This window comes from Thermococcus sp. M36, from assembly GCF_012027355.1.
Classification (GTDB): domain Archaea; phylum Methanobacteriota_B; class Thermococci; order Thermococcales; family Thermococcaceae; genus Thermococcus.
The window spans coordinates 926,722-940,653 of sequence record NZ_SNUH01000001.1; the positions used below are offsets into that span (position 1 = coordinate 926,722).

Annotated in this window: 13 protein-coding genes; 6 read left to right on the forward strand and 7 right to left on the reverse strand. The window is 45.3% G+C overall.

Annotated elements, in window-relative coordinates:
- Positions 1-17: 17 nt before the first annotated feature.
- From E3E36_RS05250 to E3E36_RS05260, 3 genes are read right to left on the reverse strand one after another with little or no spacing between them, the layout of a single operon-like run.
- A complete protein-coding gene (locus E3E36_RS05250; protein ID WP_167894242.1) occupies positions 18-923 on the reverse strand; it encodes a glycosyltransferase in 906 nt (301 codons plus the stop codon).
- Positions 916-1,794 carry a UTP--glucose-1-phosphate uridylyltransferase GalU gene (gene galU, locus E3E36_RS05255; protein ID WP_167894243.1) on the reverse strand — a complete coding sequence of 293 codons (879 nt, stop codon included), beginning with the start codon at positions 1,792-1,794 and terminating at the stop codon, positions 916-918. The genes E3E36_RS05250 and galU overlap by 8 nt, the downstream gene beginning before the upstream one ends.
- Positions 1,791-3,074 carry a UDP-glucose/GDP-mannose dehydrogenase family protein gene (locus E3E36_RS05260; RefSeq protein ID WP_167894244.1) on the reverse strand — a complete coding sequence of 428 codons (1,284 nt, stop codon included), beginning with the start codon at positions 3,072-3,074 and terminating at the stop codon, positions 1,791-1,793. The genes galU and E3E36_RS05260 overlap by 4 nt, the downstream gene beginning before the upstream one ends.
- Before the next feature lie 54 nt (positions 3,075-3,128).
- Between E3E36_RS05260 and E3E36_RS05265 the strand changes: the two genes are divergently transcribed.
- The 5 genes from E3E36_RS05265 to E3E36_RS05285 all read left to right on the forward strand — a co-directional run bounded on the left by E3E36_RS05265 (position 3,129) and on the right by E3E36_RS05285 (position 8,355).
- Positions 3,129-4,286, forward strand: a complete 1,158-nt coding sequence (locus E3E36_RS05265) for a glycosyltransferase family 4 protein (RefSeq protein WP_240911771.1) — start codon at positions 3,129-3,131, stop codon at positions 4,284-4,286.
- 352 nt (positions 4,287-4,638) lie between these two features.
- Positions 4,639-5,751 carry a glycosyltransferase gene (locus E3E36_RS05270; RefSeq protein ID WP_167894246.1) on the forward strand — a complete coding sequence of 371 codons (1,113 nt, stop codon included), beginning with the start codon at positions 4,639-4,641 and terminating at the stop codon, positions 5,749-5,751.
- A gap of 15 nt (positions 5,752-5,766) precedes the next feature.
- A complete protein-coding gene (locus tag E3E36_RS05275; protein WP_167894247.1) occupies positions 5,767-6,201 on the forward strand; it encodes a DapH/DapD/GlmU-related protein in 435 nt (144 codons plus the stop codon).
- Positions 6,198-7,343, forward strand: a complete 1,146-nt coding sequence (locus E3E36_RS05280) for a DegT/DnrJ/EryC1/StrS aminotransferase family protein (RefSeq protein WP_167894248.1) — start codon at positions 6,198-6,200, stop codon at positions 7,341-7,343. The genes E3E36_RS05275 and E3E36_RS05280 overlap by 4 nt, the downstream gene beginning before the upstream one ends.
- Positions 7,324-8,355, forward strand: a complete 1,032-nt coding sequence (locus tag E3E36_RS05285; RefSeq protein ID WP_206203477.1) for an SDR family NAD(P)-dependent oxidoreductase — start codon at positions 7,324-7,326, stop codon at positions 8,353-8,355. The genes E3E36_RS05280 and E3E36_RS05285 overlap by 20 nt, the downstream gene beginning before the upstream one ends.
- Positions 8,356-8,827: 472 nt before the next feature.
- On the opposite strand, the gene E3E36_RS05290 is transcribed toward E3E36_RS05285, so the two are convergent.
- Positions 8,828-10,060, reverse strand: coding sequence for a flippase (locus E3E36_RS05290; protein WP_167894249.1), 1,233 nt, complete (start codon positions 10,058-10,060; stop codon positions 8,828-8,830).
- A 359-nt stretch (positions 10,061-10,419) separates the two neighbouring features.
- On the opposite strand from E3E36_RS05290, the gene E3E36_RS05295 reads away from it, so the two are divergent.
- Positions 10,420-11,280 (forward strand): cation diffusion facilitator family transporter, encoded by an 861-nt coding sequence (locus tag E3E36_RS05295; RefSeq protein WP_167894250.1) that lies wholly within the window; start codon positions 10,420-10,422, stop codon positions 11,278-11,280.
- Here E3E36_RS05295 and mfnA read toward each other — a convergent pair.
- The 3 genes from mfnA to E3E36_RS05310 are packed head-to-tail and all read right to left on the reverse strand — an operon-like array spanning position 11,270 to position 13,898.
- Positions 11,270-12,430: a tyrosine decarboxylase MfnA gene (gene mfnA / locus E3E36_RS05300; protein ID WP_167894251.1), complete on the reverse strand. Its 1,161-nt coding sequence runs from the start codon at positions 12,428-12,430 to the stop codon at positions 11,270-11,272. The genes E3E36_RS05295 and mfnA overlap by 11 nt on opposite strands.
- A gap of 39 nt (positions 12,431-12,469) precedes the next feature.
- The gene (locus tag E3E36_RS05305; protein ID WP_167894252.1) at positions 12,470-13,645 is read right to left on the reverse strand and encodes a cation:proton antiporter; all 1,176 of its coding nucleotides are present in this window, start codon (positions 13,643-13,645) and stop codon (positions 12,470-12,472) included.
- Between the two features lies 1 nt (position 13,646).
- Complete coding sequence (locus E3E36_RS05310) at positions 13,647-13,898, reverse strand: DUF131 domain-containing protein (protein WP_167894253.1); 252 nt, start codon at positions 13,896-13,898, stop codon at positions 13,647-13,649.
- Positions 13,899-13,932: the final 34 nt, after the last annotated feature.

Consider the following 13,932-nt stretch of genomic DNA (forward strand, 5'->3'; position numbering starts at 1 on the left):
GTGCATTTCGAAAACGCCTAATGTGTATTGAAGTGCAGTATTTTTTTGATGTACTCCAGAGAGCGTGAATCGAGTGCAAGTTCGACAAGCTTTTTGTAGTTCTCTAAGTTGGAGGGGGCGATTGCTATGGAATGTGTAAGATACTTCAGCCCCTTTTCTGGATCCCCCCCTATGAGGAGGAGTAATCCCATCTGGCTTAAATGAATACTAAGAATTTCTGGATTCTTGCTAATGTCTTTATGCTTGTGGATAAACCGCTCCCTTCCTGGTATGTATTTTTTCATATTGAACGATATTTGCTTGCCATGGACATAATATTTCGCAATGATTTCATCCACGTACTCGAACTTGTAATACTTTGCTATTCGAAGCCACATGTCCCAGTCCTGAGAACTCGTTAGCTTTGGGTCAAAAAGCCCCGCTCTTTTAAAGCATTTGCGCCTTATCAATAATGTTGGGCTTCCAATGAAATTTTCTCGAAGGAGATGTCCGTATACGTTTCCCCTGTAACGTGGTAGCCGTTTTCCCAGTATCCTTCCATCCTGCTGGGAGACGTAATAGAAACCCCCATAAATAACTCCAACTTCCCTGCTGAGGTTTTCAAATTTCTTTACTTGGACATTAAGCCTGTTTGGAAGCCATTCATCGTCATCATCAAGGAGGGCAATAAACTTACCACGCGCTTTTTTGATACCAGTGTTCCTTGCAACAGGTCCTCCTGAGTTCTTTTTAAGGCGTATGTACCTGATTCTCCCGTCTTCTATGCTCTCTACCACTTCAGGGGTATTATCTGAAGACGCGTCATCAACAACTATCAACTCAAAATCCCTGAACCCCTGGTTAAGCACGCTCTCTATGGCTCTTTTCAGCAGGTTGGCACGGTTGTATGTGGGGATTACAACGGATACTGTAGGCCTAGCCATCCCGAACCTCCCGGAGAATGCTTTCCATAAGCTTGATTACCTCATCCCGTAACTCTTCCCTCGTAAGGCTTAGTTCTAGGTTGGCCCTTATGAAACCTGCCTTGCTCCCGACATCATATCTTTTCCCTGCGACTCTCCTCGCGAACATCTCCCTTTCATCTAGGAGAGTCCTGAGGGCATCAGTAAGCTGTATCTCACCTCCTTTTCCGGGGGGTGTCTCTCTAAGAGCATCAAACACATCTGGTGTTAAAACGTACCTACCGATTATTGCGATGTTGCTTGGTGCCTCTTTGGGTATAGGCTTCTCTATGAGGGTTTTTATCCTGTAAAGGTCGTCTTCAATCTTTTTCCCATCAATGATTCCGTATTTGTCTACCAGTTCGTGAGGGACGTGTTCTACCCCTACAACCGGTGAGTTCCTTCTTTCTGCGACTTCAATCAGCTGCCCTATCGCGGGTTTGTTGCTTATTATGATGTCATCTCCCAGGAGAACAGCGAAGGACTCCCCGTTCACGTGTTTTTCGGCGTGGAGTATCGCATCTCCGAGTCCAAGGGGCTTCTTCTGGCGGACGTAGTGAATGTCCGCCATTTCACCGATTTCTTCAATCTGCCTGAGTTCATCGATTTTTCCCTTCTCTCTGAGGTAGTACTCCAGCTCAAAGCTTCTATCAAAGTAGTCCTCAATCGCGCGTTTGCCTTTCCCAGTGATTATGAGGATGTCATCAATTCCCGCCTTGATGGCTTCCTCGACGACGTAATGGATAACGGGACGGTCGACTATGGGGAGCATTTCTTTGGGCATTGACTTCGTTATTGGAAGCATTCTTGTTCCCAGTCCTGCCGCTGGAATGACTGCCTTTCTAACTTTCACCAGCAGACCCCCTCGTAAATTTTTGCACCCTTCTCTGCGGCTCTCACCCGGCGACCATCGATGACAATCTTCTCCGAGTAATCAAGCTCCTCAAACTCACTCCACTCTGTGACTATCAGAACAGCGTCAGTATCTCTAAGGACATCATCCGGGGAGTTGACGTACTCGATTTTCTCTCCAACATCAGGATAGAATCGCTTAAAGTTCTCCATCGCCTGAGGGTCGTAGGCTATTACTTTAGCCCCTTCATCAAGTAGTTCCTTGATAATGACATAGGCTCTCGTTTCCCTAACATCGTCAGTATTTGGCTTGAATGCTAGACCAAGGACTCCAACCTTTCTTCCTTTCAGGTTTGGAACGTGCTTCTTCAAAAGTTCTATCAGCTTGAGCGGTTGTTTTTTGTTAACTTCGACTGCGGCTTTAATGATTATAGGATCCTCTCCCAGCTCTTCCGCTTTCCTGATTAAAGCTTTCGTGTCCTTCGGGAAGCACGAGCCGCCCCAGCCAATGCCAGTCTTGAAGAAGTGCGGGCTTATCCTGTGATCCAGTCCAACGCCCTCAAATACCTTCCACGAGTCGATTCCAAGTTTCTTGCAGATGTTGCCAATCTCATTCGCGAAGCTTATCTTTGTGGCCAAGAAAGCGTTTGACGCGTATTTGATCATCTCAGCGGTTTTAATGTCCGTGAAGAATTTTGGGGCGTTAATTGGGGCGTATAACTCCCCAAGGATTTTTCGGGTTCTATCATCCTGGACTCCGATTACAATCCTGTCCGGGTTGAGGAAGTCCTTTAAAGCCACTCCCTCTCGGAGGAATTCTGGGTTCATTGCCAGACCAAAGTCCTCGAAGGCTTTTTTACCAGAGTGCTTCTCAAGGATTGGCTTCACGACTTCCTCAGTGGTTCCAGGGAGTACAGTGCTCTTGACGACGACCACGTGATAGTCTTCCTTCTCTTGAAGGGCTTCTCCAATTGATTTGCTCGCTTCTTTAACGTATTTGAGGTCGATTGAGCCGTCCTCCTTTGAGGGTGTCCCGACGGCTATGAATGTAACGTCCGAGTTCAGGATTGCCTCGTGATAGTCCTTGGTCGCGCGGTACTTGCCTTTGAATTCCCCCATGAGCTCTTCGAGGCCTTCCTCGTAGATTGGGGGTTCCGCGTTGTTTATCATTTTAACTTTTCTTTCGTCAACGTCCACGAAAATGACTTCATTCCCAAGCTTGACGAAGCCCATGCCCGTGACGAGGCCCACGTAGCCGGAGCCAATGACCGAAACCTTCATTATTCTATCACCTGATACCACATAGGGTGTAAACTCAATAAAAAGGTGATGCTAATGAGAAGAAAAAAAGTCTTCATGCTACTCACTAATCCATTTAAACCAGATCCGCGTGTGTACAAGGAGGCTAAAACATTACTGGAACTTGGTTTTGATGTATCTATAGTGGCATGGGATCGAGAAGGAAAGTATCCATCTTATGAAACAGTTGAGGGAATTAATGTTTATAGGGTAGCTCTCAAGTCAAGATACGCTTCGTTTGTGGATTTTCTTTTAAAATTGCCCTTGTTTTACTTCAGGGCTTTTAAATACATTGTAAACAATCGAGAGGGAATTTATGCCATCCATGCAAACGATTTTGATACGGCACCTTTAGCTTTCTTTTTATCTCGGCTTCTTGAGGCGAAATTTATTTATGATGTTCATGATTTGTATTATACTCGCATTTCTCTGCTTGAAGAACGGGAAAAGGATACTCCCTTGAGAAAAATCCTCCGGAGGGCGGAGATTCTTTTTGCCAAGTTGTCTGATTCGGTGATAACGGTAAGTAAGTCTGTGGGGGGAAGGCATGGGGGGATTAAAGAGTTCTTCGTAAGGAACGGTGTCATGCCAGACAAGATATACGTGGTATGGAACACTCCTGATCTAAGGTTTTTCCCTCGATTAAAGCGAGAGAAACATAAGGGAATCGTTGTGGGATATATTGGAACCATACGAAGTATCTCCAACTTTGTTCCCCTTTTTGAAGTTGCCAGAAAAAATAGGGCACTAAAACTACTTTTCGTTGGGGGTGGTGCCTCTAAAGACAAGATTCGGGAATTGTTATCCACACAATATCCAGATATACGTGTTGAATTCACTGGAGATGTCCCGTACGAAAAAGTCCCAGAGTATTACTCTCTCTGTGATGTAATCTACTCTGTTTATCCCATGACTGCCAATATTAAGATGTCGTTGGCTGTCAAAATGTTTGAAAGTATAGTGGTTGGAGTTCCTGTGATAGTTAATAAGGATACATTGATGGAGGACTTTGTTAATATCTACAGATGCGGGATGGCAGTTGATATTAGGAGTAGTGATATTGAGGAGGCTCTTGAGAATATTCCAAAAATAAAACCTCCCATGGAATTAAGGGACAAGTGGAAATGGGATAGGAATAAAAAAGCTATCGAGAAAGCGTATCGTTTAGATTCTAAAGAGGTTAACTTTTATTAAGGCTGGCTATGTACCTTTTGTTCGAAGGTGGGGGAGAAACTATGTAAAAATTTTAGTACTCGCTAATTCATAATATCTGGATGGAGATAACTTTCATGGATTCGGATTTTTACCTTTCAACTGAATACTTTGGGAAAAAGTTTGGAGATACTTTTTGGGACGGTTTTGAAGATTATTGAACGTAAATTGCTTGGATCTGATTGAGCAGTGCTTATTTCATATATTCGAGCTTGAAAAAGAAAGTCTGAGCACTTCATTTAAATGATTCAATAGAAATCCTAGCGAATAGTAATGGTACAAAAAGATAAACTTAAGTAAGGATTCCCTTCAAAATAATACTTGGTGAATATTCATGTCCAAAAATCAGAGGATAAAAATATGCATGTGGGGTACAAAAGGTCCCTTTTTTGACACTCATATAAAACTCCTTAGTTCATTTGAGGAGTTTACTCTTATTTCAATTGGCTCATGGTGTCCTAAAGATTTGTATGACTCCATTGCATTTAATAAGTATGATTCTCTTCTGAAGGGGCTAATCGAGATTTTTAAAAGACCTTTCCGAGTTATAGCATTTTTTTTAAAATTGGATAAATGGTGTGATGTTCATATTATCCATTACATGAACGTATGGTATCTTTTGGCATTGTTAGTATTGCCCCTTAAAAAACCAGTTATATATATTCCCTACGGAACTGATTGGAGAGGCCGAGGAAAAAATATAAATTATCTTTTCAAATTAATGTTTAGGTACGTTATGCAACGAAAGATATCTTTAATAGTATTTGAATTTCATTTTAATTTGAAAAGATTTTTGGAAATGTGGGACATTAAGAATGACCAAAAATTTGTTTTATCGGTTATATTCCCTATCAGATCCCCATTTTACATGAATGCCCACAGTATTCGAAAAAGTCCAGATTACTTTTTAGTGTTCTCTCCAAGAGCAATGCACCCCTTCTACAACCATCACTTTCTCGTAGAGATTATAAGCAGGTCTAAATTTAAGAAGCAAATTATTTTGTTATTTATCAACCATTCCAAGATTAAAGATAAATACCTTAAGGATATCATTTCTAGAACAAAACAGGAAGGCATTAAGGTTTCGCTTATAAATAGATTGTTGTCTGCAGATGAAATGGCAAGACTTTTCTTGATCTCTGATTTTAATGTTAATATCCCATTCGATGATCAATTTGGCATGTCCATAATGGAGGGCGCGTTGCTTTGTAGTGTCCCTGTGCTTAATAAGCATATTAGATCTTATCGTGAATTGATGGGGCAGAAAAATGCTATATTTATTGATCCATACTCTATCAAAAAAGCTTCAAGAACAATTGACAACGCAATAGTTAACAAAAAATTGCACAAAAAAATGTGTAGAATTAACAGAAAAATTTTTAGAAATCGTAGTGAATCACATGTATTGAATAATTTGACCGAGATAATATTTAGAGTATTAGAGTAATTGAAAGGTGATTTTATGTCCCGATTTAAAGAGTGGATCCCCCCAAAAATTGAACATGGCACGTTAACAAAATGGAATTGGATGGTGCAGTATCCTGAAGGCCTTAAGTTGGGAAAATATACCGACATTGGAGCATTTACGTACATAAATGCAAAATATGGGGTGATTATAGAGGACTATGTCCAAATTGGCTCACATTGTTCAATATATTCCGAATCTACAATAGACGGCAAAAAAGGAAAAGTTGTGATTAAAAGGAACGCCAGAATTGGAAGTCATAGTGTAATAATGCCTGGGGTAACAATAGGAGAAAACTCAATTATCGGGGCATTTAGTTTTGTTAACAAGGACATACCAGACAACGTTATAGCTTTCGGTGTTCCTGCAAAGGTTTTCCGAAAGTTGACAGAGGAGGAAATCAAGAAATTAATGGAGGAGATTGAAGAATGAAAATTCCCCTATTTAAGATCTATTGGGATGAAAATGACATAAAAGCCGTTGAGGAAGTCATTCGCTCTGGAATGCACTGGTGCATTGGAAGGCAGGTAGAAGAATTTGAGAAAAGACTCTGTGACTATCTTGGGGCCAAATATTGCGTGGCTTTTAATTCTGGAGGCTCAGCACTTCATGCAGTTATGCTCGCCCATAAGTTTAAGCCTGGCGATGAGATAATAGTCCCCTCGTTTACATTTATAGCTACTGCGTATGCCCCATTATACGTTGGAGCAAAGCCAGTTTTTGCTGACATTGAAGAGGAAACTCTTGGGTTAGATCCAGAGGATGTAAAAGAAAAGATCACATCAAAAACAAAAGCTATTCTTCCGATTCATTATGGTGGAATGCCATGCAAGATTAGAGAACTCAGGGAGATAGCAGAAGACTACAACTTGGTATTAATTGAAGATGCTGCGGAGGCTTTTGGGGCAAAAATAAGAGAAAAATTCGTTGGAACCTTTGGTGACTCAGCAATTTTTAGCTTCTGCCAAAATAAAATCTTCACCACCAGTGAAGGTGGAGCTGTTATTACTGATAGTAAAGAGATATATGAGCGACTAAAACTTTTGGTTTCTTATGGTAGGATAACTGAAGGGGATTATTTCACTTCTGGAGCTAATAGTGATTATGTTGAAGTTGGGTATAACTGGAGACTTTCAACGATTCTAGCGGCATTGGGGCTATCTCAGCTAGAAAAAGTTGACTCTCTAATAGAAATGAGAAGAAAACATGCACATGCTTTAACTAATGCCTTGAGAAGGACAAGTGAGATTAAGGTTTTGGAGGAGCCGAAAGACTATTTTGCCGTATATCAACTTTATACTATGAGGATTTTGAATGGGAAAGAAACAAGGGATCAACTGATGCAACATCTTATGAGAAGGGGTATTTCTACAAAGATCTACTTTGAGCCAGCCCACAGATATACTGTATTTAAAAATCTGGGATATTCTGAAATTGAGCTTCCAGTGACTGAAAAAGTTTCCTCTCAGGTCTTGGCTTTACCGATGTATCCTCACATGACGACCGAGGAGGTAGAATACATTGTGTCATCAATCAGGGGATTTCTAGAGGGGGATGATAGTGATGAATCCTGACATCTTCAGAAACAAGAATATTCTTGTCACTGGAGGTACTGGAAGCATTGGTAGGGAAATCGTTAAGCAACTTCTAGAAGCAGATGTGAACAGGATTATCGTGATGAGTAGAGACGAGATAAAGCATTTTGTTATGAGAAAAGAATTACTTGATGAGCGTTTAGAATTTGTTGTTGGGGATGTCCGCGATTTTCAAAGCGCGAGTAATGTGTTCAAGCTTTATGATGTGGATATTGTATTCCATGCCGCAGCAATGAAGCACGTTGTTATTTCTGAAGAATTTCCTTTTGAAGCAGTAAAAACAAACATAATTGGTACTCAGAATCTAGTAGATTTGGCTCTTCATTATGGTGTTGAGAAGTTCGTAACAATAAGTACAGATAAGGCTGCTAATCCAACCACTGTTATGGGGGCAACCAAGTTCATTGCGGAGAGGATAACATTAAATGCCAGCCGTTTGGCTAGTGGAAGCAACGCGTTTATGGTGGTTAGATTTGGGAATGTCGCAAACTCCAGAGGTTCAGTGATTCCAATTTTTGTGACCACCCTTTTGAAAAAAAGAACACTATTTGTATCAGATCCTGAGGTGACAAGGTTTATAATGCGTATTTCAGATGCAGTTAAACTTGTTTTTAGGGCTACAGAGCTTGGAATGGGTGGAGAGCTTTTCATATTGAAAATGCCTGCTTTTAGGTTGGGTGATCTGGTGGATGTTATGGTTGAGGATATTGCTCCCCTACTGGGCATTAATCCCAAAGACGTTAAAGTGAAGTTAATCGGTCTTTCGCCTGGTGAAAAACTCCACGAGCATCTAATAAATGAGGTGGAGAGCTATCATGTTGAAGACTTGGGAGAAATGTATCGTATATTTCTTGAGGAGGACAAAGTACTGTCAAAACCTGACTATCTTGAATACACTTCCAAAGATGCTCCGAGGCTTTCCAAAGAGGAGCTCAGGGACATTGTCACAGAATATCTAAAGGCAAGGGTGGGTTTGTATAACACGTTTTGATTTAGGACTAACTTATTCCTTGTGGGAGAACCACAAAGTGGCACGACATCGTTATATTATTACCTTAAACAACACCCTGAGATTTTTAATGAGTAAGATAAAGGAGCCAAACTATTTCTGCACGGACTTCCACAAAGAAACTCTCGAGTTTTTAGGGATGAGAAGGAACTTTTAGTTCGTTTTCCGTACTACAAAAATATGATCGGTATATCACGTTGTTCATGGGATTGGAAGGTTATAATATTGTAGGAGAAGCGTCGGTTATTTACCTATATTCCAAAGAAGCTACTAAAAATATCTACGAGTAAATAGACTTAACACAAGGCCAGTGCCTCGTAAACCTCTGCCAGAGGATCTCGGGCTCAAACTAATGAAACAATTCAAACCCGAGGTAAGAAAGTTAGCTGAATTGGTAGGATTTAGAAGTCCAGTGGGGATATGAGAACGTATAAGCTCTAACGTAGTTTAGGAACTAGTGGGAGTTCATTAGTAAAAATCCATTAACTAAACTCCCAACTCCCTGACTTACTACCGTCGCCACCGCTGCACCGACTGCGCCATAGTGCAGAATTAGGAAATAGTTCAGAACCACGTTCAGAATGGCGGTGAAGCCAGTTATCTTCGTGAATGTCAGCTCCTTTCCGGTGGCGTTCAGAAAGCTGCCAAATAGTGAGTTGAGAAACATGAATGGCAACGCAAAGGATAGGATTTTAAGAACTGGGATACTGGAGGCGAATTTTTCCCCAAATACCAATAGTACCCCATATTCAGCGAGAAAGTAGTATCCAATGGCTCCAACAATTCCCACGAGACCCAGCATCTGGAAACTTTTTCTGAAGAGGATTTCCAGAGTTTTTTTGTCATCTTTCCACAGCCGTGCCATAGATGGCAACGTGGTAGGTACCACCACATTTGGAACTAGCATAGCAACCTGGATCCACATGTATGCAGCTCTGTAAATTCCCGTTTCATAATCATCCCTTAGCAGGCTCAGCATGACCATGTCTGTGCGGTAATAGATCAGCGTAAAAAGACCGATGAGCCAGAACGGATAGGATTTTTTAAGTAGTTCCCTCCATGTCGCTGGTTTGAATTTTACTTTAATTTCTCCTGTGAATATAGTTCCCCATCTTATTCTAAGTATTTCCCTGATGGCATAACCACCAAGGAGAGTGACGACAAACAATGACAATGATGGATGCAGATAAAGGACAGTACCCCCAATAAAAAATGCCCAAAGTCTTTCTACGATCCTTGCAATTGCCTCATACTTCGTGACTTCGTGGGCATACATAACTCTGACAAAAATCAGAGAGATCCACGTCAGCATCGCCTCGGCTCCAGCCAGGATTATCAGGAGCTTCATCCATTCCGGCTTCGGGAGGAAAACAGTGAGCCCGACGATTATAAGGAAATTGATCACTGCCAGAACTATCTTGAAGCCGAGGACATCGGGGAGGAGTTCATCCAGCCGGTTCCTATCTCTTGCAACTTCTCTCATAAAATAATACCCGACACCCAAATCGGAGAATATCCCCAAGAGACCGACGTAGTAGAATATAAACGAGTACTGTCCAAGGCCCTCCGGTCCAAGGGTTCTGCTCAGGAGGACTATTATACCGTACGCCAGTATCTTTGAAACTACCTCTGCCCCGAACAGCCAGCCCGCGTTTTTGATGAGTCTCAGCTTCAGGCTCTCCCCCATACGCACCCAACTTAAAACCGTGTATGGGTTGATAAGGATTGCCCTACGGCAACCGTTTTAAGCCCCTCATCCAACTCTCACTCGCGATGATGAGTGATGGGCGAACCGACCGGTGAGGAGGGAAAGGTGATCGCTGAGCAACCCTTTTAAGGCCCATCCCCAACCTTTTCTGGGATGATGACTTCAGCCTTGCCTGAGGCTCGTGATGATGGAGTGACGGACTGACCGCTCCGCTTATTTTTATGCCCATTGAATTAGATTAGCCTAATAAAATTGGAAAACCTAATAAAGTTAAATATCCGAACAGGAGGCGGTAAGGTTTAAGTATTATGTGCATATGCACAGAATTGGGTGATACCATGGAGGAAGTTTACAGGCCTATCTGGGTCAGCATAGTCGGGAACGTGGTGCTCTCGCTCATCAAGGTTATCGTGGGCTTTATGTACTCCAGTATAGCCCTCATATCCGACGGAGTCCACTCCCTGAGCGACGTCATAACAAGCGTCATAGGCTACGCCGGGATACGGATATCATCCAAACCGCCGGACAGGAGCCACCCCTTTGGCCACTCCCGTTTCGAGCCTCTGGTGGCGTTCTTAATCGGCGAGGCGCTCCTCATAGTTGCCTACGAGATAGGAAGGGACGCCCTCTACCGTATCCTCCACGGGGGTACTATCCAGGTCAACTCCATAATGCTGGGCGTCACGGTTCTGTCCATCCTCTCCAAGGAGGTCATGTTCCAGTACTCCGTCCACGTCGGAAAAAAGCTCAACAGCCAGATACTCATAGCGGACGCCTACCACCACAGGAGCGACGCGCTGAGCAGTGTGGCCGTTCTCGTGGGGCTTGTCGCCCAGAGGTTTGGGTTTGGTTACGGCGACTCCTTGGCGGGCCTTGTTGTGGCCCTATTTCTTGTGAAGGTCTCCTTTGATATAATCCTGAGGAACCTCGGCTACCTAACCGGCCAGGCCCCACCCTTTGAGGTGTGTGAGAAGATAAAGAAGACCGCCTTGGACGTCCCCAACGTCCTCGGCGTCCACGACCTGAGGGCCCACTACGTCGGGAACAGGCTTCACGTGGAGCTCCACATCGAGGTTCCACCGGAACTCAATCTGAAAGAGGCCCATGACATCAGTGAGGAGGTGAAGAAGCGCATAGAGGGGCTGCCCGAAGTGGACGTTGCCTTTGTCCACGTGGACATAAAAGGGGTCACGGAATAGCGTGTCCAATGGCCTCCCTCAAATCCCTCAGGAACTCCTCCAGGTGCTCCCTTTTCACGTGGGGCATCATGACTATCCTTATGTATCCCCTGTGGGCGCTTATCCCCCACCCCCTCCTTTTCAGCTCTTCTTCCACCTCTTCGAGGTTCTCCGTCCCGAACGATACTATGTTGAGCACAGGTTCGCGGATGAGGTATACCCCGGGGATTTTTTTCAACTCGGCTGCGAACCACCTGCTCAGCTCCATCGCCTTCCTCACGACATCCTTGTAGCCATCAAAGCCCAGGTGTTTTATCATCGCCCATACGGCCAGGGCACTTGCACCCGGTCTGGTTCCGGTTATCGTCGCCTGCCACACCTTTCCGCCGGCCAGGTAGGGGGCGGGGACGCTTATCGCCTCAAGGAATTTCTTTTCTCTGAATATTATTCCCCCGGCCGGAATGGGCACCATGCCCATCTTGTGGGGGTCTATGGTTATGCTCTGGACGCCTTTAAGCCTGAAGTCGAAGTCCGGAATCTCGTAGCCAAGTTCCTTCGCGAAGGGTATCACGAAGCCGCCGAAGGCCGCATCAACGTGGAGCGGGAGGCCATAGTCGAGGGCCAAATCGCTCAGCGCGGGAATGTCGTCGACGACGCCCAGCCCGGTGGTTCCGGCGATGCCGACGATTCCTATGGTGTTGTCCGTGATCTTGGCCTCGACGTCCTTTACATCGACCGAGTGGTCTTCCTTCAGCTTTGCCCAGACGAGTTTGACCCTCAACATCTCGCTCGCCTTGATGAAGGAGAAGTGCGCGCTCTCGGGGAGGATGAGCTCGGGTTTTTCTACATCCGCAAGGTTCCTGAAGGCCCTAACGGCCAAAATGTTCGCCTCGGTTCCTCCGGAAACGATGTGCCCGTAGCCCTTTTTGAGTCCTAGAAGTGAGGAGAGCATTTCAATGGCCTCTCCCTCGATTCTCTGGCTCCCCACGTGAAGGCCTGGATCCCCGAGGTTCCGGTCTATGTACGTCTGGACGACCCTAACCGCGAAGGGATGCGGGTAGGTGCACATCGAGCCGAGTATCCTGCCGGAGTCAAAGGTCAAATCTCTTGAAGTTTTTCTTTCTAGCTCCTCCAGAACTTCTTCCTCGCTCGCTCCTTTCCGCGGAAACATCTTCTCACCAGCCTGAGGACTACTAACCTGCCCTTTAATTTAAGCTTTTGCCCTTTTGATGTACGTCTTAAAGAACAGGGGCGTTGTCAGAGCCGTCAGCATTGAAACCGCTATGACGCTGGCAAAGAGGGCCTGGTCTATCAGGCCGGCGTTCAGCCCGAAGGTCAGTATGGCCAGCTCAAGGCTCCCCCTACCCCCCATACCTATGCCGACGAGGATGGAGTCAGTCCATCCCAGCCCGAAAAGCCTGCTCCCCAGTCCGCACCCGAGGAGCTTTCCAAGAACCGCGGAGGTATAGAGGAGCGCTATTAGGGCCAGGCTGATGTCCCGGAGGGGAGGGTTGAACATCAGTCCCACGTAGATAAAGAACAGCGGTATGAAGAACTCCGTTAGAACCACCTGCAGGTCTTCGATGAGCTCGTTGAGCTTTATTCTTGTCACGACGAGCGGGTCCTTCCTCTCACGGAGCCTGCTAATGGTCAGGCCCGCCAGATATGCCCCTATAATCTGGTTAAGTCCGACCCATTCGGCTATTATCGCGAGGGTAAACGTAAGTATGAGGGTGAAGGTGAAGAAGACGTTGAGGTTTCTCACCACTGCGTAGAACCACCGGGATCTCTTGAAGACGAACTCCGAGACGAGGAGCGTAGCGGCGATGAATGCGAATATCTTGAGGGTGAGCATCCCGAAGGAGAGGACGTTGAGGCCCCCGTCTGCCAGGGCCGTTATGATGCCTATGAGGTACACGGCCATTATGTCGTCCGCAAAGGCGGCCCCCATCAGTATTGACGAGACCTCGCGCTTCACCCTCTCCTTGACGAGGACGCCGCTGGTGACTTCAATTGCGGTGTTGCCCAAGGTGATCCCGATGAATATGGCCGCGGTGATCCCCTTTCCAAAAGACACGACCGTCAGAAAACCCAGGATGAAGGAAAAAGCAACTCCGAGTGCGGCAACGACCACCGCCTTCTTGGTGTTCTGGGCTATCGCCGAAAAGTTGCTGGTCAGTCCCATGTAGAGCATCATCATTATGAGCCCGAACTCGGCCAGAACACCAAGCTGTTCCGTCGGCTCAATGATCCCCAGAATGAAAGGTCCCAGAAGGATCCCAGTCAGGACGTGGGCTATTATGGGGTGTATCCCGGCCCTCTCGAAGAGCCACTCGATGCTCTTTGCGGTCACGAGGAGAATCGCCAGCGCCGCAAGAAAGTCCACGTCATCCCCTCCTGCTGAGTAGCGCAGCCGCTATCCAGAGTATCGTTAGCACTATAGCCAGCACCGTGGCGATTCCCGCGGCCCTAGAACTGGTTCCGAAGATTATGGGGATGGGGCCTATCATAACAACCCCGCCGCCTTCCACATCTGCTTCCCCGCTTCCTATGGCAGAGACTATGGTTCCGATAAACACTAGGAGGAACCCCGTCATTATAAGGGCCATTCCGGCCAATATGAGAGTTTTCCCGTCCATACATTTATGGGCTCCCCCATCACCTTTTAAACCT

Excerpts from the sequence above, each read along its gene's own strand:
- mfnA (WP_167894251.1), bottom strand. The coding sequence starts at position 12,430 with ATGTTTCCGCGGAAAGGAGCGAGCGAGGAAGAAGTTCTGGAGGAGCTA.
- E3E36_RS05295 (WP_167894250.1), top strand. The coding sequence starts at position 10,420 with ATGGAGGAAGTTTACAGGCCTATCTGGGTCAGCATAGTCGGGAACGTG.
- E3E36_RS05285 (WP_206203477.1), top strand. The coding sequence starts at position 7,324 with ATGATAGTGATGAATCCTGACATCTTCAGAAACAAGAATATTCTTGTC.
- E3E36_RS05290 (WP_167894249.1), bottom strand. The coding sequence starts at position 10,060 with ATGGGGGAGAGCCTGAAGCTGAGACTCATCAAAAACGCGGGCTGGCTG.
- E3E36_RS05270 (WP_167894246.1), top strand. The coding sequence starts at position 4,639 with ATGTCCAAAAATCAGAGGATAAAAATATGCATGTGGGGTACAAAAGGT.
- E3E36_RS05265 (WP_240911771.1), top strand. The coding sequence starts at position 3,129 with ATGAGAAGAAAAAAAGTCTTCATGCTACTCACTAATCCATTTAAACCA.
- E3E36_RS05280 (WP_167894248.1), top strand. The coding sequence starts at position 6,198 with ATGAAAATTCCCCTATTTAAGATCTATTGGGATGAAAATGACATAAAA.
- E3E36_RS05275 (WP_167894247.1), top strand. The coding sequence starts at position 5,767 with ATGTCCCGATTTAAAGAGTGGATCCCCCCAAAAATTGAACATGGCACG.
- E3E36_RS05250 (WP_167894242.1), bottom strand. The coding sequence starts at position 923 with ATGGCTAGGCCTACAGTATCCGTTGTAATCCCCACATACAACCGTGCC.
- E3E36_RS05260 (WP_167894244.1), bottom strand. The coding sequence starts at position 3,074 with ATGAAGGTTTCGGTCATTGGCTCCGGCTACGTGGGCCTCGTCACGGGC.
- E3E36_RS05310 (WP_167894253.1), bottom strand. The coding sequence starts at position 13,898 with ATGGACGGGAAAACTCTCATATTGGCCGGAATGGCCCTTATAATGACG.